Here is a 21,092-nt window from a genome sequence, read left to right on the forward strand (position 1 = left end):
GGCTGGGGGCCGGCCCGGTCGACGGGTTCGGGGACTTCGGCACGCCCGGGGACGGGGTGCCTGTTCTCGGCGCAGGTACGCCCAGCGCCGAGAACAGGCGGTGCGCGTGCTGCTGGGCTTCCTGGGGGAGGTTGCCGGTCCGGGCGGCGACCGCCGTTCCGGAGAGGAGCAGGAGAGCCAAGCCGGCCGTGACGGGCACGAGCACGGCCCGGGTCCTCGCCGGGCGGCGGGCGGCACGGGCAGCACGTTTGCGTTCGGCGGTGAAGGCGGCCGTGAACTCTTTCTCGCCGCTGAGTTCCGTGGCGGTCCCCGGGGCTCGGGCCGCGTCGATCAGTCGGCGCAGGCCGGGGTCTCCGGCGGCGAGGTCGGTCTCGGTGCTTCTCCGCTGGCGCATCGCATTCAGGAGAGCGCGCAGGTCCCGCATTCTGTTACACCCCCTGCCGGCTGGGGTGGGTGCGGTCGCGTACCTGGGGGTGGGCGGCGAGGCGCCGGAGTCCGCGCATGGCTGCTATTCGTACTGCTCCGGGTCGTTTGCCGAGGATGTCGGCGGTGGTGGTGGCGTCGAGGCCGATGACGACGCGCAGCATGACGGCTTCGGCCTGGTCGGCGGGGAGTTCGGCGATCAGGGCGAGGGCCCAGGCGGTGCCGTCGTTCTCGAGGGTGAGGGTGGCGGCGTCGGCCGGCGCGGGCGCGGCGGGAACGGGTGGGGCCGGGCGGCGGCGCAGGGTGTCGAGGCCGCGGTTGCGGGCGATGCGGAACAGCCAGCCGCGGAAGGCGGCGAGGTCGCCGTCGAAGCGGGCGAGGTCGCGGATGACCTGCAGCCAGGTTTCGCTGGCGGCGTCCTCGGCGTGGTCGCCGGCGATGACGCGCAGGTAGCGCAGCACTTGCGGGTGCAGGCCGCGCCACAGGGTGGCGAAGCCGCGGCGGTCGCCGTCGCGGGCGGCCAGCAGGGCGTCGGCCAGCGGGTCGTCGGGCACGGGGTCTCCCGGGGGTGGGGGCGTGCCGTTGTTACCCATCGGGGGCGGGCTGTGAACCTGGGCCCGTCCCCGATGGTGGTGCTCAGGGCTTGAGGACGACCTTCTCGCAGTTGTCCTCTTTGTTCTTGAAGATGTCGAAGCCGCGTTCCGCCTCGTCGAGCGGCAGGGTGTGGGTGATGATCCGGGTGGGGTCGATCTCGCCGCGTTCGATGCGCTCGAGCAGCGGTTTCATGTAGCGGTGGACGTGGCACTGCCCGGTGCGCAGGGTCAGCGACCGGTTCATCCAGGCGCCGGCCGGGAATTTGTCGAGCAGTCCGCCGTAGACGCCGATGACCGAGACCACGCCGCCGCTGCGGCACGAGGTGATGGCCTGGCGCAGCGCGTGCGGGCGGTCCGTCTCGGAGCGTACGGCCTGCTTGACCCGGTCGTACGCGGCGAGGTGGGCGCTGCCGTGGGTGGCTTCGAGGCCGACCGCGTCGATGCACTTGTCGGGTCCGCGCCCGCCGGTGAGTTCGAGCAGCTGGGACCGGACGTCGACCTCGTCGAAGTTGACCGGGATGTGGCCGGCCTCTTCGGCCATCCGCAGCCGGTACGGCTCCTTGTCGATGGCGATGACCTTCGCGGCGCCCAGCACCCGCGCGCTGTCCATGGCGAACTGGCCGACCGGGCCGGCCCCCCACACCGCGACCACGTCGCTGGGCTGGATGTCGCACATCTCGGCGCCCATGTAGCCGGTGGGCAGGATGTCGGAGAGGAACAGCGCCTGCTCGTCGGTCAGATCGGATTCGATCTTCAGGGGCCCGACGTCGGCGAACGGCACCCGCGCGTACTGGGCCTGGCCGCCCGCGAAGCCGCCGGTCAGGTGCGAGTAGCCGAAGATGCCGGCGACCGGGTGGCCGAACATCTTCTCCGAGATCCCGGCGTTGGGGTTCGAGTTCTCGCAGCAGGAGTACAGCTCGGCGGCGCACGCGGCGCAGGCGCCGCAGGCGATCGGGAACGGCACGACGACCCGGTCGCCGACGCGCAGCTTGTCGGCGCCGACGCCGGAGCCGACCTCGACCACCTCGCCCATGAACTCGTGGCCCATGATGTCGCCGTCCTGCATGGTCGGCACGTAGCCGTCGACCAGGTGCAGGTCGGAGCCGCAGATGGCGGTGGAGGTGATCCGCACGATGGCGTCGCGCTTGTTCAGGATCTTCGGGTCCGGCACGTCACGGACCTCGACCTTGTTGCGGCCGGCCCAGGTGTTGGCCCTCACGCGTCCGCTCCCTTCTCGAGTTCGGAGTCCGACAGCGGTTGCGCCGGACGTTGCGGGAACTCCTCGCGGGCCCGCTTGCCCCAGGGGGCGCCGTCGGACCGGACCACCTCGCCGGTCTCCAGCACCTGCTTGAACCGGCGCAGGTCGTCGTCGAGCTGCTGGTGCGGTTCCTCGCCGAAGTACTTGGCGACCGCCTTGCCGACCGCGCCGCCCGGGATCTCGTACACCAGGACGACGTGCACCTCGGTGCTCACCCCGTCCGGGGCCGGCACGAACCGGACCGTCCCGGCGTTCGGCACGTCGGGCCGGCCGGTCGAGCGCCAGGCGATCTTCTCGCCGGGCGTCTCCTCGATGATCTCCGCGTCCCATTCCACGTCCCGGCCGAACGGGGCGGCGGCCGTCCAGTGACTCGTCCGGTCACCGGTGGCCCGGACCTGTTCCAGGTGGGCCATGAAGGCCGGCAGGTTCTCCAGATCGCGCCAGAACGCGTACACCTCTGACGCGGGTTTGCGGACGGTTGTCGTAGCCGTCAGGTCCATGGTCTCTCCCTCGGGGTGGGCCGCACCGTCGGCGCGTACCCGACGGAATGGGCCCTAATCCACCGAACGGCGGGTGGGGCCGGGCGGCGAGTGTTGTCATGGACCGGACACGTTCGGCTGGAGGCCTCATGTTGTGGTCCGGTTCCTCGCCCCTGACGGTCATGCGGAACAGCATGTGGGGGTTTCTGATGTTCGCCGGGGTGGCCTGGCTGGCCATCGGGTGGAGCGTGCTGCGCCTGGAGCCGGCCGACATCGTCGAGGTGGCCGGGCCGGTCATCTTCTTCGGGGCACTCTGCGAGGCCGTACGGGCCCTGGCCGGCACCCGCACGTGGTGGCTGAACGCGGCGATGGCGGCGCTGTTCACCGCGACCGGGGTGATCGTGCTGGTGGACCAGGACGCGACGTACACGACGCCGGCCTCGCTGATCGGCTGGTTCCTGCTGGTGCGGGGCGCCGTGGACGTGGCCGTGGCGACGATGAACCGGGGCGCGGACCGGACGTGGGGCCTGATGTTGTCGCTGGGCGTGGCCCAAACCGCTCTGGGGTTCTACGCGTCGAGCCCGTTGTCGCGGTCGGCCGACCCGGTGATCGTCACACTGGGCGGGCTGGCGGTGTTGCGGGCGATCGCGGACCTGGTCACCTCGCTGCGGCTGCGCGAGGTTTCCGCCGTACGGCCGGAGGTGTTGACCTTGTCGCCGGAGCGCGAGGCGGGCGTGGCCGGATACTCGGCCGGTCTGACGGATTTCGAGACGGCGCCGGACAAACCGCGGGCGCGGCACCGGGCCATCGACGCCGACGCACGCACGTTCCACCAGGAGGTCGTCGAGACGACCCGGAACCTGGACGCGAAGATCGCCGAGGCCGGGGTGACGGGCACGGCCGTGCGCCGGTCGCCGTCGGAGGACGACGTCCCGGTGAGCATGGCGGAGGGCGAGCGCCGCTGAGAGACCAGTCTCCCCCGCCCCGCCGGGCCGGGATCCGCACGTCGGCCAGTCGCCGGGCCGGGATCCTGGACGGCGGGGCGTCCGCCTCAGGCGCGGGCTCCGACGCGGCGCAGCAGGCCCTCCTGGACGGCGCTGGCGATGTGCCGGCCGTCGCGGGTGAACATGCGCCCGCTGGCCAGGCCGCGGCTGCCGCTGGCGGACGGGCTGGTGCAGTCGTAGAGGAACCACTCGTCGGCCCGGAACGGCCGGTGGAACCAGAGCGCGTGGTCGAGGCTGGCCCCGATGACGCCGCCGGGGCCCCACACCTCGCCGTGCACCGAGAGCACCGAGTCGAGCAGGCTCATGTCGGAGGCGTAGGTCAGGGCGCAGGCGTGGATGAGCGGGTCGTCGGGCAGTTTGCCGTCGATGCGCATCCAGACGCGCTGCTGTTCGGTGGCCACGCGGTCGCCGGGCGGCACCCAGCCCGGCGTGTTGACGTAGCGGACGTCGACCGACTGGGGCGCGGCGGCGAAGGCGCCCCGGCGGGACGGGTACTTCTCCACCCAGTCGGCCATGGTCGGCACCTCGTCGGGGCCGGGCACGCTGTCGGGCAACGGCGTGTGGTGGTCGAGCCCCTCCTCCCGGACCTGGAAGGAGGCCGACATGAAGAAGATCGTCTTGCCGTGCTGCTGCGCGGTGGAGCGGCGCACCGAGAACGAGCGGCCGTCGCGGATGTTCTCCACGCTGAACCGGATCGGCTCGGTGGGGTCGCCCGGCCGCACGAAGTAGCCGTGCAACGAGTGGACCGGGCGGTCGTCCTGCACGGTCCGCCCGGCGGCGACCAGGGCCTGGCCGGCCACCTGGCCGCCGAAGACGCGCTGGGCGCCGGTCTGCGGGCTCTCCCCCAGGAAGGTCGCGCCGTCCAGCTGCTCGAGGTCGAGGATCTCGAGCAGCTGGTCGACGGCGGCCTGGCCGGAAAGAGTCACAGCGACGCGGGGTCGACCAGGTCGCCCAGCCGGTGCACGCGCAGGGTGTTGGTCGAGCCGGGCGCGTTCGGCGGGGAGCCGGCCACGACGACCACGTAGTCACCCGGCTTGGCCAGGCCGAGACCCAGCATCTTCGCGTCGACCTGCCGGAACATGTCGTCGGTGTGCTGCACGAAGTCGGTCAGGAACGTCTCCACGCCCCAGGCCACGGCGAGCTGGTTGCGGACCTCGGGAACCGGGGTGAACGCGTACAGCGGGAGCTCGCAGTGCAGGCGCGAGAGGCGCCGCACGGTGTCGCCGGTCTGGGAGAACGCGACCAGGGCCTTGGCCCCGATGTTGCGGGCGATCTGCGAGGCGGCCACGGTCAGCGCGCCGCCGTGGGTGCGCGGGTCGTGCTGCAGCCGCGGCACCGGGATCGAGCCGCCCTCGGTGGTGCTGACGATCTTGGCCATGGTGCTGACGGTGAGCACCGGGTACTTGCCGACCGAGGTCTCGCCGGAGAGCATGACCGCGTCGGTGCCGTCGAGCACGGCGTTGGCCACGTCGGAGGCCTCGGCGCGGGTCGGGCGGGAATTCTCGATCATCGAGTCGAGCATCTGGGTGGCCACGATGACCGGCTTCGCGTTCTCCCGGCACAGCTGCACGGCGCGTTTCTGCACCAGCGGCACCTGGTCGAGCGGGAGCTCGACGCCGAGGTCGCCGCGGGCGACCATGACGCCGTCGAAGGCGAGAACGATGGCCTCGAGGTGCTCGACCGCCTCGGGCTTCTCGACCTTGGCGATGACCGGGACGGTGCGCCCCTCCTCGGCCATGATCTCGTGGACGAGCTTGATGTCGTCGGGCGAGCGCACGAACGACAGCGCGACCAGGTCGACGCCGAGGCCGAGGGCGAAGCGCAGGTCCTCGGCGTCCTTGTCGCTCATGGCGGGCACGCTGACGGCCACGTTGGGCAGCGAGACGCCCTTGTTGTTGCTGACCGGGCCGCCCTCGACGACCAGGCAGCGGATGTCGTTGCCCTCGACGGTGGTGACCTGGACGGCGACCTTGCCGTCGTCGATCAGCAGCCGGTCGCCGGGCTTGACCTCTTGCGGGAGCTTGGAGTAGGTGCAGGAGACCCGGTCGGCCGTGCCGAGGATGTCGTCGCTGGTGATGGTGACGAGGTCACCGGTGTTCCAGACGTGCGGGCCGTCGGCGAACTTGCCGAGGCGGATCTTCGGGCCCTGCAGGTCGGCCAGGACCGCGACGGCCCGGCCGGTCTGCTCGGCGGTGCTGCGCACGAGTTCATACACCTTCTGGTGGTCCTCGTGGGCGCCGTGGCTGAAGTTCATACGGGCCACGTCCATGCCGGCCTCGACGAGGCCGAGCATGCGCTCGGGGGAGGCGGTCGCGGGCCCCATGGTGCAGACGATCTTTACGCGGCGTGTCACGGCCATCAGGCTAGTCTCTCTTCCTCATCGGCCTGGCGGCCGACCCCCGTCACCGGGATGAACGTCTGTAGGGCGGCGTGGGTCCCCGGAGTGGGTGGTCCGGGCGCGCTGCGCCGCCTGCGGGCTTCGACGACCGCGACTTCAGCTTATCGGCCCGCTTTGCGGTCTACTGGCGGGCATGGAACCAGGACGGGATTTCGTCGGCGTCGGGGTCGGCGCGATGGTCTTCGACGACGCCGGGCGGGTCTTTCTCGCTCGCCGCGGGCCGCAGGCCCGCAACGAGCAAGGGCTCTGGGAGTTCCCCGGCGGCATGGTCGACTTCGGCGAGCGGCTGGCCGACGCGGTGGTGCGGGAGTTCCAGGAGGAGTACGGGATGACCGTCGAGGTGACCGGGCTGATCGGGGTCTCCGATCACCTGCTGCCCTCCGAGGGGCAGCACTGGGTGTCACCTTCGTTCACCGCCCGCCACAAGGCCGGCGTCCCCCACATCAAGGAGCCGGGGAAGTGCACCGAGATCGGATGGTTCCGTCTCGGGGCACTCCCCCGTGAGCTCACAAAAGCGAGTCGTCAGACGCTCAACGGCTGGGCGTCGGCCCGGACCGGGGCCGGCAGCTCGCCGGTGGCGCCCAGGTAGCGGTGGATGGCCGCCGCGGCCGAGCGGCCCTCGGCGATCGCCCAGACGATCAGCGAGGCGCCGCGGTGCATGTCGCCCGCCACGAAGACGCCGGGGGCGTCGGTCTGCCACTCGGTGTCCGCGTCGAGCACGCCGCGGCGGTTGCGGGTGATGCCGAACTGAGCGAGTAGCGGCTGCTCCTCGGTGCCCTCGAAGCCGATGGCCAGCAGCACCAGGTCGGCCTTCAGGTCCCGCTCCGAGCCCGGGGTCACGGTGACCGTACGGACGCCGTCGACGCGCTGCACGGACACCTCGGCGACTCGGACGGCGGTCACGTTGCCCTCGTCGTCGCCGACGAACTCCTGCACGGCCACCCCGAAGACGCGCTCGCCACCCTCCTCGTGGGCCGGGTAGTTGCGCAGGATGACCGGCCAGGTCGGCCACGGGTGCAGCTCGCCCACCCGGACCTCGGGTGGCAGCGGGTACTGGTCGAGCTGGATGACGTTGGCCGCGCCCTGCCGGTGGGCCACGCCCAGGCAGTCGGCGCCGGTGTCGCCGCCGCCGATGATGACCACGTGCTTGCCCGCGGCGTCGATCGGCGTCGAGTCCTGCCGGCCGGCCACCACCCGGTTGGCCGGGACGAGGTGCTCCATGGCCAGGTGGACGCCGTTGAGCGAGCGGCCCGGGGTGTCGGCCGCGTCGCGGCCGGCGAGGGCCCCGGCCGCCAGCAGCACCGCGTCGAAGCGGTCCCGCAGGTCGTCGGCGGTGATGTCGACGCCGACCTCGACCCCGGTCTCGAAGACGACGCCCTCGGCCGCCATCTGGGCCAGCCGGGCGTCCACGACGCTCTTCTCGATCTTGAAGTCGGGGATTCCGTAGCGCAGCAGGCCGCCGATCTGGTCGTCGCGCTCGTAGACCGTGACCGCGTGACCGGCCCGGGCCAGCTGCTGGGCCGCCGCCAGCCCGGCCGGGCCGGAGCCGACGACCGCGACGCGCTTGCCGGACGACTGCGGCGCCGGCTGCGGGCGTACGTAACCCAGGTCGAACGCGTGGTTGGCGATCTCCACCTCGACCTGCTTGATGGTGACCGGGTCGTCGGCGATGCCGAGCACGCACGCCGCCTCGCACGGGGCCGGGCACAGCCGCCCGGTGAACTCCGGGAAGTTGTTCGTGGCGTGCAGCGCCTCCGCGGCCGCCTCCCACGCACCCGTACGGACCAGGTCGTTCCAGTCCGGGATGCGGTTGCCCAGCGGGCAGCCGTCGTGGCAGAACGGGATGCCGCAGTCCATGCAGCGGGTGGCCTGGTCGCGGATGAGCTCCTCGCCGGCCGGCGGGTACACCTCACGCCAGTCCTGGATGCGGACCGGCACCGGGCGGCGCTTGGGCAGCTGCCGCTCGTAACGCAGGAAACCGTTCGGATCAGGCACCCTTGACCCCCATGACCACCTCGTCGACGTTACGACCGGCGGCTTCGGCGGTCCTGATCAGCTCCATCACGCGCTTGTAGTCGCGCGGCACGACGGCGGTGAAGCGCCCCACCGCGGCGGTCCAGTCGGCCAGCAGCCGCTCGGCGACGGCCGAGCCGGTCTCGGCGAGGTGCTTCTCGACGAGCCCGCGCAGGGTCTGCTCCTCGTCCGCGGTCAGCGGGGCCAGGTCGACCAGCTCCGGGTTGACCCGGGCCGGGGCCAGGTCGAGCACGAACGCCTTGCCGCCGCTCATGCCGGCCGCGAAGTTGCGCCCGGTCGGGCCGAGCACCACCACGGTGCCGCCGGTCATGTACTCGCAGCCGTGGTCGCCGACGCCCTCGACGACCGTCTGGGCGCCCGAGTTGCGTACGGCGAACCGCTCGCCGGCCCGGCCGCGCAGGAACACCTCGCCCGCCGTGGCCCCGTACAGGATGGTGTTGCCGGCGATGATGTGCTCCTCGGCCACGAACGGGGCGTCCTCGGCCGGTCGCACGATCACGCGGCCGCCGGACAGGCCCTTGGCCACGTAGTCGTTGGTGTCGCCGATCAGCCGCAGGGTGACCCCGCGCGGCAGGAACGCGCCGAACGACTGACCGCCGGTGCCGCGCAGGGTGAACTCGATGGTGTCCTCGGGCAGGCCGGCCCCGCCGTAGCGGCGGGTCACCTCGCCGCCGAGCATCGCGCCGACGCTGCGGTGGTCGTTGCGCACGCCCACCTCGGCCCGGACCTGGGCCCCCTCGAGCAGGGCGGGCTGGGCCAGCTCGATGAGCTTGTTGTCCAGCGCCTTGTCCAGGCCGTGGTCCTGCGCGACGATGCCGCGCCGGGACGCGCCCTCCGCAAGCTCGGGCACGAACAGGATCGGCGACAGGTCGAGACCCTTGGCCTTCCAGTGGTCGACCGCGGGGCGTACGTCCAGGACCTCGGCGTGGCCGATGGCCTCGTCGATGCTGCGGAAGCCCAGCTCGGCCAGGTAGCCGCGGACCTCCTCGGCCAGGAACAGGAAGAAGTTCTCGACGAACTCGGGGCGGCCGGTGTACCGCTCGCGCAGCACCGGGTTCTGGGTGGCGATGCCGACCGGGCAGGTGTCGAGGTGGCAGACGCGCATCATGATGCAGCCGCTGACGATCAGCGGGGCGGTCGCGAAGCCGAACTCCTCGGCGCCCAGCAGGGCCGCCACGATCACGTCGCGGCCGGTCTTGAGCTGGCCGTCGACCTGCACCGTGACCCGGTCCCGCAGCTTGTTGAGCAGCAGCGTCTGCTGCGCCTCGGCCAGACCCAGCTCCCACGGGGAGCCGGCGTGCTTGAGCGAGTTCAGCGGGGACGCGCCGGTGCCGCCGTCGTGACCGGAGATCAGGATGACGTCGGCCTTGAGCTTGGCCACACCGGCCGCGACCGTGCCCACGCCGATCTCGCTGACCAGCTTGACGTGCACCCGCGACATCGGGTTGACGTTCTTCAGGTCGTGGACGAGCTGGGCCAGGTCCTCGATGGAGTAGATGTCGTGGTGCGGCGGCGGGGAGATCAGGCCGACGCCCGGGGTGGCGTGCCGGGTCTTGGCGACCCACGGCCACACCTTGTTGCCCGGCAGCTGGCCGCCCTCGCCGGGCTTGGCCCCCTGCGCCATCTTGATCTGCAGGTCGTCCGCGTTGACCAGGTACTCGCTGGTGACGCCGAAGCGGCCGGAGGCGATCTGCTTGACCGCGGAGCGCCGGGCCGGGTCGTAGAGCCGGTCGACGTCCTCGCCGCCCTCACCGGTGTTCGACTTGCCGCCGAGCCGGTTCATGGCGATCGCGAGAGTCTCGTGCGACTCCGCGGAGATCGAGCCGTACGACATCGCGCCCGTGGCGAACCGCTTCACGATCTCCGACGCCGGCTCGACCTCGTCGAGCGGGACGGGCGTGCGGTCCTTGAAGGAGAACAGCCCGCGCAGCGAGCCCGCCTCGGCGGCCAGACCGTCCACTTTGGCGGTGTACTTCTGGAAGACGTCGTACTGCTTCGACCGCGTGGCGTGCTGCAGCAGGAAGACGGTCTCCGGGTTGAACAGGTGGACCTCGCCCTCGCGGCGCCACTGGTACTCGCCGCCGACCTCCAGGCGCCGGTGGGTGCGCTCGGCCGGGTTGGACGGGTACGCCTTCTCGTGGCGCGCCTTCACCTCGGCGTGGATGTCGGCCAGGGTCGACCCGCCGATCCGCCCGTTGGTGCCGACGAAGTAGCGCTGCAGCAGCTTGTTGTCCAGGCCGACGGCCTCGAACACCTGCGCCCCGCAGTACGAGGACACCGTCGAGATGCCCATCTTCGACATGATCTTCAAGACGCCCTTGCCGAGCGCCTTCACGTAGTTGCGGATCGCCAGCTTCGGGTCGAGCCCGGCCAGCGGCCCGGTGGCGATGAGGTCGTCGACCGACTCGAAGGCCAGGTACGGGTTGACCGCGGCCGCGCCGTAGCCGATCAGCACCGCCGCGTGGTGCACCTCGCGGGCGTCGCCCGACTCGACGACCAGCGCGACCTGGGTGCGGGTCTGCTCCCGGACCAGGTGCTGATGGACGGCCGCGGTGAGCAGCAGCGACGGGATCGGCGCGAGGTCGGCGTTGGAGTCCCGGTCGGAGAGCACCAGGATCCGTACGCCGTCCTCGATGGCCTCCGAGACGTGCCGGCAGATCTGGGTGAGCCGGGCCTTGATGCCCGCCGCCCCGTCGCGCAGCGGGTAGAGGCCGGAGACCCGGACGGCCTTGAAGCCCGGCAGGTCGCCGTCCTCGTCGATCGAGAGCAGCTTGGCCAGCTCGTCGTTGTCGATGATCGGGTACGGCAGCACGATCTGCCGGCAGGACGCCGGGCCCGGGTCGAGCAGGTTGGCCTCGGGGCCGATCGTGGTGGCCAGGCTGGTGACCAGCTCCTCCCGGATGGCGTCCAGCGGCGGGTTGGTGACCTGCGCGAACAGCTGGTGGAAGTAGTCGAACAGCAGCCGCGGGCGGCTCGAGAGCGGCGAGATCGGGGTGTCGGTGCCCATCGAGCCCAGCGGCTCGGCCCCGGTCCGCGCCATCGGCCCGATGAGGATCTTCAGCTCCTCCTCGGAGTAGCCGAACACCTGCTGACGGCGCATCACCGAGTCGTGGGTGTAGATGACGTGCTCGCGCGGCGGCAGGTCGTCGAGCTGGATGAGCCCGGCGTGCAGCCACTCCTCGTACGGCTCGGCCGCGGCCAGCTCGGCCTTGATCTCGTCGTCGTGCACGATCCGGCCGGCCTCGGTGTCGACCAGGAACATCTTGCCCGGCTGGAGGCGGCCCTTGGCCACCACCGTGGCCGGGTCGAGGTCGAGCACGCCGGCCTCGGAGCCGAGCACGACCAGGCCGTCGGAGGTGTGCCACCAGCGGCCGGGACGCAGGCCGTTGCGGTCGAGCACGGCGCCGATGATGGTGCCGTCGGTGAACGCCACGCTGGCCGGGCCGTCCCACGGCTCCATCAGGCTCGCGTGGAAGCGGTAGAACGCGCGCCGCTTCGGCTCCATCCCCGGGTCGTTCTCCCACGCCTCGGGGATCATCATCAGCATCGCGTGGGGCAGGCTGCGGCCGGACAGGTGCAGCAGCTCGAGCACCTCGTCGAAGCTGGCCGAGTCGGACGCCTCCGGCGTGTTGATCGGGAAGAGCCGCTTGATGTTGCCCGGCAGCGCCTTGGTCTTCAGCAGCGCCTCGCGGGCGGCCATCCAGTTCTTGTTGCCGCGGATCGTGTTGATCTCGCCGTTGTGGGCGATGAAGCGGTACGGGTGGGCCAGCGGCCAGGCCGGGAACGTGTTGGTGGCGAACCGGCTGTGCACCAGCGCGATGGCGCTGGAGACCCGGTCGTCGACCAGGTCCGGGAAGAACGCCGGCAGCTGGTCGGGGGTGAGCATGCCCTTGTAGGTGATGGTCCGCGAGGACAGCGACGGGAAGTAGGCGCCGACGCCGCGCTGCGAGGTCTCGCGCTCGGCCTGCTTGCGGATCGTGAAGGCGACCCGGTCGAGGTCGAGGCCGCTCAGCGGCGCGTCGTCGGAGAGCCGGTGGGCCGCGAGGAAGACCTGCCGGATGACGGGCCGGGCGTCCTCGGCGGTCTGGCCGAGCCCGTCCGGGCGCACCGGCACGTCCCGCCAGCCCAGGATCTCGCCGCCCTCGACCAGCGCGTACTTCTCGATGATCTTGATGGCGCGGGCGCGCTCGGCGTCGTCGTTCGGCAGGAAGACCAGGCCGGTCACGTACCGGCCGGCGGGCGGCAGCTCGAAGCCGGCCACCGCACGGTAGAACTCGTCCGGGACCTGGATCATGATGCCGGCGCCGTCGCCGGTGTTGTACTCCGCGCCTCGCGCCCCCCGGTGATCGAGGCGGATCAGCGCGGACAGGCCCTTGGCGACCACGTCGTGGGAGCGCCGGCCGTGAAGATCGGCAACGAAGGCCACACCGCACGCGTCGCGTTCGGTCGTGGGGTCGTAAAGCCCCTGGGGGTGCGGAAAAGCCACCGGGCCTCCTGTCGTCACTGGTGTTACACATCAAGGTCGGGACGACGTCGGCCCTGCAAAGTCTCTAGAGTCTACGGCAAGGGGTGGCGATCTCCGCCAGTGCGGATGGATCACACTTGGCGCGTAGTCAAGTGGCCGAAGGGTCACGGCTATTGGGTAGTCTCGCGCGCGTGGCGCAACAGGATACCGACGTCTTCGTCAGGCTCGAGCGGTTTTACGACGCCCTTCCCCGACCTTACGCACGTGCCGAGGATTTCGGCGGACTTGTGCTGTTCGTCCGCGAGGGCGAGGGCTGGCCCTACTATGCCCGCCCCGTCATCGGCGCGGACACCCCGTCCGCCGCCGATATTACTGCCGTGCGGCAGCGGCAACGTGATCTGGGGCTGCCCGAGGCGTTCGAGTGGGTCCACGAGACCACCCCCGACCTGCTGGCGGTGGCCCGCTCGGCCGGTCTCGGGGTGCTGCTGGCCCCGCTGCTCACGCTGGAGGCGGCCGCGCTCGTGCCCGACCTGCCGGTCGACGGCGGCGTCATCCGCTTCCTCGACCCGGCCGCGCCGGCCTTCGCCGCCGAGCTGGCCGCCTCCCGCGCGGTCGCCCAGCACGCGTTCTCCGGGGCGCCCGCCCCTGTGGATCACACTGTCCCGCCCGAGCACCTCTCGGGCGACTACACGGTCGCCGTCGTCGAGTCCCCGACCGAGGGAATTCTGGCCACCGGCACGCTGATGCGCTCCGGCGATGTGGCCGAGATCGCCGGCGTCGGCACGCTGCCCGCGGCTCGCGGCCGCGGCTACGCCTCCCAGCTGACCGCGTCGCTGGCCCGCCGGGCGCTCACCAGTGGCGCCGACCTGATATTCCTGTCCGCGGGCGACGACGACGTGGCGCGCCTCTACACCAAGGTGGGGTTCCGCCGTCAGGGCACCGCCTGCATCGCCGAGCCGGCGGCCGCGCCGCTCTGAGAAAGGAACGGTCCATGGATCTCGGAATCGCCGGCCGCACCGCGCTCGTCGTCGGTGGCAGCGGCCTGCTCGGCCGCGCGGTGGCCGCCGCCCTGCTGCACGAGGAGGTCCGCGTCGTGCTGGCCGCCCGCAACGAGACACGCCTGGCCGACGCCGCGCACAGCCTCGACGACGAGCCGGCCAGCCTCACCGTCGACACCCACGACCCCGCGTCGATCCAGGCCGCCGTCGACCGCCTCGGCACCGTCGACATCCTGGTCAACACCGCCGCTCCCCCGGCCCAGACACTCGACCCGGCCCGCGACAGCGACCCCGGGCAGATCCTCGAGGCCCTCGACGCCAAGGCCGGCGGCTACCTGCGCGTGATGAACGCCGTCCTGCCGCACATGCGCGCCTCCGGCTTCGGCCGCATCGTCAACATCAGCGGCCAGAACGCCCACCTGACCCGCTCGGTCACCGGCGCCGTCCGCAACCAGGCCGTCATCACCGCCTCCAAGGCCCTGGCCGACGCCCACGCCGGCACCGGCATCACGATCAACGTGGTCAACCCCGGCACCGTCACCGCCGACCCGTCACCCACCGTCTCCCCCGCCACCGGCGGCGAGTCAACCCCCGAGCAGGTCGCCGCCCTGGTCACGTTCCTCTGCTCGATCCACGCCGCCACCATCTCCGGCGAGTCCATCGCCGTCGGCCACCGGGTCCTCGGGGTCCAATAACGGCAGAGGTACGCAACCACGGCCGGCACCCGCTCCCAAGGGGCCGGCTCCTGCCGTCCCGGCCTCCGGCCCCGGCTGCCGGGCTGTCTTGCAACACCGGCAGGCCGGCCTCCCCGGCCCTCACCCCCGCTGCCGCCGCCCGCCTCCGGTGGACAGCGCGTCGCACTGTGAAGAGGCAACACACCGGACCGCGGCGGCGGGGCGGCCCGCCAGGGGCCGGCCGACTGTCACGGTCGCCGGGCCTTCTCGGCTCCCCGGCGACCGTCAGCCCAGCACTGTCTCCGCCGCCGCCCCGGCTACGCCGTCACTCTCCGGCCGGCGGCGGATCGTCCGGCCGCCGGCGGAAGTGCGGGCGCCCGGCCGCGGCCAGGGCCAGGCCGGTGGCGACCATGGCGGCGAGACCCACCCAGGATCCGGCCCGGCGGCCCACCTCGAAGGTCGACGGGGCGTAGATCCCCTTGACCGGGACGTCGGCCCGATCAGTCAGGACATAGGCGTCGACGTGCAGCTCGGTGACCCCGCGACCGGCGGCGTCCGACGACTCGATGACCCCGCGACCGGCGGCGTCCGACGACTCGATGACCCCGCGACCGGCGGCGTCCGACGACTCGGTGACCCCGCGACCGGCGGCGTCCGGCGGCTCGGTGGACGGGCGATCGGCGTCGTCGCGCAGGGCGGCGGTCGAACGGTAGGCGTCGCGGAGCATGGACCAGCCGTCCGGCGATCGCGCCGATCCGTCGTCGGCGGGCGGCCCGAGCGTCAGGAACACCGCGACCACCACGGCGGCCATGGTGCCCAGCCACAGCGCGACCGGGGGCCGGCCGCGCGAAGGGCGCCAGCTCAGCCCCACGCCGGCCGCGGCGACGGTGAGCAGGATGGCGGCGCTCCAGCGGGCCGACGCGCCCCACGCGGAGCTGGTCGCGGTCACCCCGGAGAAACGGACCGACCACCACGGCAGAAACCCGCTGGCCAGGGTCAGCAAGGCCGCGCCGGCCACCGATCGCTCCCGCCACCCGGTCATGGGCCCTCCCCGTTCGGCGTTCGCGGGCCGGGGCGACGCACGATCACGCCGGACGAGCGTATGGCCTCACGACACCGAGCCGTCTCGGGCGTTTGGCCCCGAATTGGAGCGGTTCGGGGTGGCCAGCATCGACAGGAGGCGGAGGTTGTCGGCGGAGCTGCTGCCCGGGTCGGTGGTGTAGATGAACAGGGTCTGGTCGTCGTCGCCGGGCAGGGACAGGGCCTCGTAGCGGATGGTGATCGGGCCGACGGCGGGGTGGGTCATGTGCTTGGTGCCGTGGGTGCGCTCGTGGACCTGGTGGGCGTTCCACCACGTACGGAAGTCGGGGCTCTTGATGGTGAGCTCGCCGACCAGCTCGGCCAGGCGGGGGTCGTCGGGGAAGCGGCCGGCGTAAAGGCGCAGGGTGCCCACGACGTCGGCGGCCACGGCGGGCCAGTCCAGGTAGACCTCCCGGGCGGCCGGGTCGAGGAACACCCAGCGCGTGTAGTTGCGGTCCCTGGGCGGCAGCCGGGTCCAGTCGGTGAGCAGGGCGCGGGCCAGCGCGTTGGAGGCCAGGATGTCGGTGCGGCGGCCCACGATGAACGCCGGGTGGTCGGTCAGCGAGGCGATCATCTGGTGCAGGGCCGGGCGTACGCGCTGGGGCGGCAACGGGTCGGCCCGGTGCCGGGGCGGGCGGGCCAGGTCGGCCAGGTGGGCCTGGGCGGCCGGATCGAGCCGGAAGACCCGGCCCAGCGCGTCCAGCACCGAGTCGGACGGGCTGGCGTGGCGGCCCTGCTCCAGGCGCGTGTAGTAGTCGACGCTGACACCGGCCAGCTGGGCGACCTCCTCGCGGCGCAGCCCACGGACCCGGCGGCCGGACGGTGACTCGGTGATCCCGGCCGCGGCGGGATCCATGCCGGTGCGGCACTTGCGAAGGAACTCACCGAGCGCAGCCATGCCGCAATGATCCCGCTCCGGCATGCCGCGGGACAGGGGCTGGGTGGGCATGGCATTCCCCGGCACGGCTGGGCCCGCTCAGGCCTGGGACCGGCCCGCGGCCGCCGCCAGCATGGGATCCGTCGAAGAACGAAAGGACTCCCATGTCGAACTGGTTCATCACCGGCGCCTCCCGCGGCCTCGGCCTCGAGCTGGTCAAGCAGCTCCTGGCCACCGGCCACGACGTCACGGCGACCACCCGGTCGGCCGAGCGGCTCATCGCGGCGACCGGCGAACACGAGAGGCTGCTGGCGCTCGAGGTCGATCTCGCCGACGAGCAGCGGGTCGCGGCGGCGGTGGCCCAGGCCGGGCCGATCGACGTCGTGGTCAACAACGCGGGGTACGGGTTCCTCGCGGCGGTCGAGGAGGTCAGCGACACCGAGGCGCGGCGAATGTTCGACGTCCAGGTGTTCGGCGTGTGGAACGTGCTGCGGGCGGTCCTGCCGGCCTTCCGCGAGCGGCGCGGCGGGCACATCATCAACGTCTCGTCGATCCTGGGGCTGACGGCGTTCCCGGGTTGGGGTCTCTACTGCGCCGGGAAGTACGCGCTGGAGGGGCTCACCGAATCCCTGGCGGCCGAGGTGGCCGGGCTGGGCGTGCGGGTCACGCTGGTCGAGCCGGGCTACATGCGGACCGACTTCCTGCGTACGCAGTCGCTGGGCCTCCCCGCGAGCACGGCCGACGGCTACGAGGCGATCCGCGAGATGACCGCCGCCCACCTGGCCATGCCCGGCACCCAGCTGGGCGACCCGGCCAAGGCGGCCGCCGCCATCATCGAACTCGCCGGCCGGGACGGCGGGCCGCTGCACCAGCTGCTCGGCTCGGACTCCTACGGCCTGGCCAAGGCCCGGCTCGACGCGCTCGCCCAGGATGTGGAGGCCGGCCGCGAGCTGGCGCTCACCACCGACATCACCTGAGCACCGGCCGGAGGAGGCCGCGGCCCACAGCCAAGGGGCAAGGCCGCGTGGGAAGGGCCGGCTCGCCTAGGAGGCGAGGCGGCGTTGCTCCAGCCCGTCCAGGATGAGGTCGAGGGCGAAGGCGAACTCGAACTCGTCGTCGCAGCCGCTGAGTGGGCCGTCGTGGGTGACCGCGGCGGCCAGCTCGGCCACGTGGGGCAGGGTCTCGGCCCACTCGGCGGGCGGCGGGGGCGCGGCCGGGTCGGGGTTGTCGTCGAACAGGTCCTGGCTGAAGCCGAGGATGCGGCTGCCGAGCAGGTGGATCGCGTGGTGCTGAAGGTCGGTCGAGCAGCCGCCGTCGCACATGACGGCCAGCACCCGCTCGATGTGCAGCAACACCGCGGGCGTGGGGTCGGGCCGGCCCTCGAGGACGCGTACGGCCCAGGGGTGTTGAAGCATCGTGTCCCGGGCTTGCATGATCAGCGCCCGGAGCTGGGTCGTCCAGGCCCCGTCGGCCAGGGTGTAGTCGATGTCGGCCACCACCGCGTCGGCCATCGCGGCCAGCAGGGTGTCCTTGTCGCGCAGGTGGTAGTAGATCGACATCGCGTCGACGCCGAGGTGCTGGGCGAGGCGGCGCATGCTCAGCCCGTCGAGGCCGTCCCGGTCGGCCAGCTCGATCGCCGCGGAGACGATCCCCTCCCGGGAGAGGCGGGCCGAGGAGCGGGTCGAGGTTCCTGCACGTCTTGGCACATCCCGGATCCTACTTGTTCCCCTACGCCGTAGAGTTTACCCTACGGCGTAGACCTACACCGTAGAGAACGGGGTACAGCGATGACCGCGACACTCCCTCCGAGATGGTTCGTCCGCAGCGCCTGGGTGGCGCACAAGGCCCTGCTGCGGGTCAGCGCCGACCGGATCGGCCTGTCCCGGCCGACGCCCGGCGGCAAGTTCGGCATGCTCCGGCTGCACACGGTCGGCCGCCGTTCCGGGCGCCCCCGCGCCGTCCTGCTCGGCTACATCGAGGACAGCGGCCGTTTCGTCACCCTCGCCATGAACGGCTGGAACGCCGCCGACCCGGCCTGGTGGCACAACCTGCAAGCCCACCCCGCGGCCAGCGTCGACCTGGCCGCCGCCGACCGCCGCGAGGTGACGGCCCACGAGGCCACCGGCGCCGAACGCGAGCGGCTGTGGGCGGCCCTGCACGACTACAGCGGCTATGGCGACCTGGACGCCCACGCCACCCAGCGCGGCCGCGAGACGGCGGTCGTCGTGCTCACCCCAGCCGCGAGCCCGCAGTAAATGCGACGCCTGACCCGGCCCCGAGCCGGCGGTGAAGCGACACCCCGGCAGGGCCCGGCATCGACGACCCGGCCGTTCCCGATCTGCGGCCGGCCGTAGCCCAGGGCGAGCCGCCCGCGGCAAGAGCGGCGCCTACTCCGGTGGGGACCAGTCCGGGGTGGGGGCCATCATCCGGGGGCGCATGTGGTTGAGGGCGGCGTCCCGTGCGCGCAGGGCGAGGCGGCCGCGGGCCTGGACCACGGCGGACATGCGGCGGGTCTGGCGGACGACGCTGGTGGTGCGGGGGCGGCGTAGGCGGCTGTACATCTCGATGGCCGCGAGCAGCGCCGGGCCGGGTGCGGCGTCCGAGGTCAGGGCGGCCAGGGTGGCGGCGTCCTCGAAGGCCAGGCAGGCGCCCTGGCCGAGGTGGTGGGGCATGGCGTGGGCGGCGTCACCGAGCAGGACCACGCCGCCGGGGCCCGATGTGAAGCCGTACGCGCGCGGCAGCGGGCGCAGCTCGCGCACCTCGTGCGGCACCAGGTCCTCGGGGTGGGTGGCGGCCAGCAGCTCGCCGACCGGTTCAGGCCAGCCGGTGAACCAGCGGCGCAGCAGGGCGAGCTGGGTGGCCGGCGGCTCGGGGCGGGCGGCGCCGGCGGCCGTGGCCACCCAGTAGACGCCGCGGCCGGGGCCGAGCGGGACCGAGACGAAGCGGTAGCCGGCCCCCAGCGTCTCACCGCCGGTGACCGGGGCCGACGGGAGCCGGTGGGCGGGGACGATGGCCTGCCAGTCGGCGAAGCCGGAACCGACGGCGGCCGACTCGGGGGCCAGCGCCCGCCGGACCCGGCTGTCGATGCCGTCGGCGGCCACGATCAGGTCGGCCTCGATCTCGGTACGGCCGTCGCCCACCGAGGGACGCGATCCCGGGGCCGTACGGACCGTGGTGACCTCGAAGCCGGTGCGCATCTGCACGTAGTCGCCGAGGCCGGCGATCAGCACGTCGTACAGGTCGTGCAGGGTGACCGCGGCCGGGCCGGGACCGGAGCCGGTGCGGCCGCGCGGGGTGACCAGCCATTGACCGTCCGGCCGGCGGACGCCGCCGTCGGGCAGCGGGGCCGCGATCGACGACCAGCCGCCGGCCGGGTCGACCGCTTCCAGGGCGCGCCGGCCGTTGGGCCACAGCACCAGGGCCGTCGGTGGGGCGGCGACCCGCTCGGCCCGTTCCAGCAGAGTGACCTGCCAGCCGGAGCGGGAGAGGGCGCCGGCGCAGGCCAGCCCGGCCATCCCGGCGCCCACGACTACCGCCCGTCCGACCACCCCGCCGCTACCCTCGATCCGGTTCACTTCGTGAGGCTGTGCTGGTCCGGCTAGCGCTCGTCGTTCGTGCGTGGCTTCTCGACGTCGCCGTCGCCGCCGGAGGCGCCGTCGGCACCGGCGCCGGCCGCGGCCCCGGTGGCCAGCACGGCCTCGCCCACGCCGGCCGGGCCGGCCGGGTCGGCCGGCTCGAGCGGGTCGCCGCCGGCGGCGATCTCCTCGGCCATGTCCTGCGGGGTCTCCGGCGGGAGGACGCCGGTCCGGCGGTACTCCTCGAAGCGGTGGTGGCTGACCACCTGGTAGCCCTTGGGCGCCCGGGCCGCCGGCTCGCCGGCGCCGGTCACGTCGACCTGGCTGACGTCGCTCCCGGCGGCCGGCTCGGGCAGCGTCTCGGGGGCGTCGTCGGGCACCACGTACGCCCGGGGGCCGCGCACGACCAGGAAGTAGATGAGGGCGAGCAGGAAGAAGACGATCGCGGTGAAGACGTTGAGCCGGACGCCGAAGAAGTGGTTGGCCTCGTCGACCCGCAGCATCTCGATCCAGGCCCGGCCGGCCGTGTAGGCCATCACGTACAGCGCGAAGGCGCGGCCCCGGCCGAACTTGAACTTGCGGTCGGCCAGCCACACCAGCAGCGCGACGCCCAGATCCCAGATCAACTCGTACAGGAACGTGGGCTGGTACAGGTCGGGCAGCGTGACCGCCTGCCCGTCGATCACCGTGGCGTGCCCGGGGTTGGACCGGTCCATGTCGTGGACCTCGAGGCCCCACGGCAGCGTGGTGACCTTGCCGTAGAGCTCGTTGTTGAACCAGTTGCCGAGCCGGCCGATGCCCTGCGCGACCGGCAGGCCGACCGCGAGCGAGTCGGCGACCAGCGCGAACGGGATGCGCAGCTGACGGGCGCCGATGTACGCGCCGAGCGCGCCGCCGAGCACCGCGCCCCAGATGCCGAGCCCGCCCTCCCAGATGTAGAAGGCCCGAACCGGGTCACCGCCGGCGCCGAAGTAGTCCTGCGGCGAGGTGATCAGGTGATATATGCGCGCGCCGACGATGCCGAACGGAACCGCCCAGACCGCGATGTCGAGCGAGGCCCAGCGGGCCACGCCGCGGCTGCGCATGCGGTATTCCATGATGTAGAGGGCGGCGATGATGCCCAGCACGATGCAGAGCGCGTACGCGCGCACGGGCAGGCCGAGCACATGCCAGACCGACGTGGTCGGACTCGGGATCGCGGCGGTAATCACGGTTGCACACGCTACCGTCGAAG

General features: G+C 72.6%; 18 protein-coding genes. 6 read left to right on the top strand and 12 right to left on the bottom strand.

Going from position 1 to position 21,092, the window contains the following annotated elements; genetic code table 11:
• Window positions 1-428: 428 nt before the first annotated feature.
• The 3 genes from AB0J66_RS33695 to AB0J66_RS33705 all read right to left on the bottom strand — a co-directional run bounded on the left by AB0J66_RS33695 (window position 429) and on the right by AB0J66_RS33705 (window position 2,774).
• Complete coding sequence (locus AB0J66_RS33695; RefSeq protein ID WP_364669429.1) at window positions 429-977, bottom strand: RNA polymerase sigma factor; 549 nt, start codon at window positions 975-977, stop codon at window positions 429-431.
• A gap of 82 nt (window positions 978-1,059) precedes the next feature.
• Window positions 1,060-2,235 carry a zinc-dependent alcohol dehydrogenase gene (locus AB0J66_RS33700; protein ID WP_364669432.1) on the bottom strand — a complete coding sequence of 392 codons (1,176 nt, stop codon included), beginning with the start codon at window positions 2,233-2,235 and terminating at the stop codon, window positions 1,060-1,062.
• The gene (locus AB0J66_RS33705) at window positions 2,232-2,774 is read right to left on the bottom strand and encodes an SRPBCC family protein (RefSeq protein WP_364669434.1); all 543 of its coding nucleotides are present in this window, start codon (window positions 2,772-2,774) and stop codon (window positions 2,232-2,234) included. The genes AB0J66_RS33700 and AB0J66_RS33705 overlap by 4 nt, the downstream gene beginning before the upstream one ends.
• 173 nt (window positions 2,775-2,947) lie before the next feature.
• Here AB0J66_RS33705 and AB0J66_RS33710 point away from each other — a divergent pair, with 173 nt between their 5' ends.
• On the top strand, window positions 2,948-3,718 hold the full coding sequence (locus tag AB0J66_RS33710) for a hypothetical protein (RefSeq protein WP_364669437.1): 771 nt from the start codon (window positions 2,948-2,950) through the stop codon (window positions 3,716-3,718).
• A gap of 86 nt (window positions 3,719-3,804) precedes the next feature.
• On the opposite strand, the gene AB0J66_RS33715 is transcribed toward AB0J66_RS33710, so the two are convergent.
• Window positions 3,805-4,683 (bottom strand): acyl-CoA thioesterase II, encoded by an 879-nt coding sequence (locus AB0J66_RS33715; protein WP_364669440.1) that lies wholly within the window; start codon window positions 4,681-4,683, stop codon window positions 3,805-3,807.
• Entirely contained in the window at window positions 4,680-6,116 is a 1,437-nt protein-coding gene (gene pyk / locus AB0J66_RS33720) for a pyruvate kinase (RefSeq protein ID WP_364669443.1), read from the bottom strand. Before pyk ends, AB0J66_RS33715 begins: the two co-directional genes overlap by 4 nt.
• 172 nt (window positions 6,117-6,288) lie before the next feature.
• Between pyk and AB0J66_RS33725 the strand changes: the two genes are divergently transcribed.
• Window positions 6,289-6,744 (top strand): NUDIX domain-containing protein, encoded by a 456-nt coding sequence (locus AB0J66_RS33725; RefSeq protein ID WP_364669446.1) that lies wholly within the window; start codon window positions 6,289-6,291, stop codon window positions 6,742-6,744.
• Here the strand turns inward: AB0J66_RS33725 and AB0J66_RS33730 are convergent.
• Both AB0J66_RS33730 and gltB read right to left on the bottom strand, forming a co-directional pair.
• Window positions 6,678-8,150, bottom strand: a complete 1,473-nt coding sequence (locus AB0J66_RS33730; protein ID WP_364669449.1) for a glutamate synthase subunit beta — start codon at window positions 8,148-8,150, stop codon at window positions 6,678-6,680. The genes AB0J66_RS33725 and AB0J66_RS33730 overlap by 67 nt on opposite strands.
• The gene (gene gltB / locus AB0J66_RS33735) at window positions 8,143-12,693 is read right to left on the bottom strand and encodes a glutamate synthase large subunit (RefSeq protein WP_364669452.1); all 4,551 of its coding nucleotides are present in this window, start codon (window positions 12,691-12,693) and stop codon (window positions 8,143-8,145) included. Before gltB ends, AB0J66_RS33730 begins: the two co-directional genes overlap by 8 nt.
• A gap of 152 nt (window positions 12,694-12,845) precedes the next feature.
• Here gltB and AB0J66_RS33740 point away from each other — a divergent pair, with 152 nt between their 5' ends.
• Together AB0J66_RS33740 and AB0J66_RS33745 are read left to right on the top strand one after the other, a co-directional pair.
• Entirely contained in the window at window positions 12,846-13,631 is a 786-nt protein-coding gene (locus AB0J66_RS33740) for a GNAT family N-acetyltransferase (RefSeq protein WP_364669454.1), read from the top strand.
• A 14-nt stretch (window positions 13,632-13,645) separates the two neighbouring features.
• On the top strand, window positions 13,646-14,347 hold the full coding sequence (locus AB0J66_RS33745; RefSeq protein WP_364669457.1) for an SDR family NAD(P)-dependent oxidoreductase: 702 nt from the start codon (window positions 13,646-13,648) through the stop codon (window positions 14,345-14,347).
• Window positions 14,348-14,651: 304 nt separating this feature from the next.
• On the opposite strand, the gene AB0J66_RS33750 is transcribed toward AB0J66_RS33745, so the two are convergent.
• Together AB0J66_RS33750 and AB0J66_RS33755 are read right to left on the bottom strand one after the other, a co-directional pair.
• Complete coding sequence (locus tag AB0J66_RS33750) at window positions 14,652-15,368, bottom strand: hypothetical protein (protein ID WP_364669460.1); 717 nt, start codon at window positions 15,366-15,368, stop codon at window positions 14,652-14,654.
• Between the two features lie 66 nt (window positions 15,369-15,434).
• A complete protein-coding gene (locus AB0J66_RS33755) occupies window positions 15,435-16,304 on the bottom strand; it encodes a helix-turn-helix transcriptional regulator (RefSeq protein ID WP_364669463.1) in 870 nt (289 codons plus the stop codon).
• Between the two features lie 143 nt (window positions 16,305-16,447).
• On the opposite strand from AB0J66_RS33755, the gene AB0J66_RS33760 reads away from it, so the two are divergent.
• Window positions 16,448-17,260, top strand: coding sequence for an SDR family NAD(P)-dependent oxidoreductase (locus AB0J66_RS33760; protein WP_364669466.1), 813 nt, complete (start codon window positions 16,448-16,450; stop codon window positions 17,258-17,260).
• A gap of 66 nt (window positions 17,261-17,326) precedes the next feature.
• On the opposite strand, the gene AB0J66_RS33765 is transcribed toward AB0J66_RS33760, so the two are convergent.
• Window positions 17,327-17,989, bottom strand: a complete 663-nt coding sequence (locus tag AB0J66_RS33765; RefSeq protein WP_364669468.1) for a TetR/AcrR family transcriptional regulator C-terminal domain-containing protein — start codon at window positions 17,987-17,989, stop codon at window positions 17,327-17,329.
• Between the two features lie 81 nt (window positions 17,990-18,070).
• Between AB0J66_RS33765 and AB0J66_RS33770 the strand changes: the two genes are divergently transcribed.
• A complete protein-coding gene (locus tag AB0J66_RS33770; protein ID WP_364669470.1) occupies window positions 18,071-18,538 on the top strand; it encodes a nitroreductase/quinone reductase family protein in 468 nt (155 codons plus the stop codon).
• Between the two features lie 132 nt (window positions 18,539-18,670).
• Here the strand turns inward: AB0J66_RS33770 and AB0J66_RS33775 are convergent, their stop codons facing one another.
• Both AB0J66_RS33775 and lgt read right to left on the bottom strand, forming a co-directional pair.
• Window positions 18,671-19,849, bottom strand: a complete 1,179-nt coding sequence (locus AB0J66_RS33775; protein ID WP_364669708.1) for an NAD(P)/FAD-dependent oxidoreductase — start codon at window positions 19,847-19,849, stop codon at window positions 18,671-18,673.
• 32 nt (window positions 19,850-19,881) lie between these two features.
• A complete protein-coding gene (gene lgt, locus AB0J66_RS33780) occupies window positions 19,882-21,069 on the bottom strand; it encodes a prolipoprotein diacylglyceryl transferase (RefSeq protein ID WP_364669473.1) in 1,188 nt (395 codons plus the stop codon).
• Window positions 21,070-21,092: the final 23 nt, after the last annotated feature.

The organism is Actinoplanes sp. NPDC049598, from assembly GCF_040675435.1.
Taxonomy (GTDB): Bacteria; Actinomycetota; Actinomycetes; order Mycobacteriales; family Micromonosporaceae; genus Actinoplanes.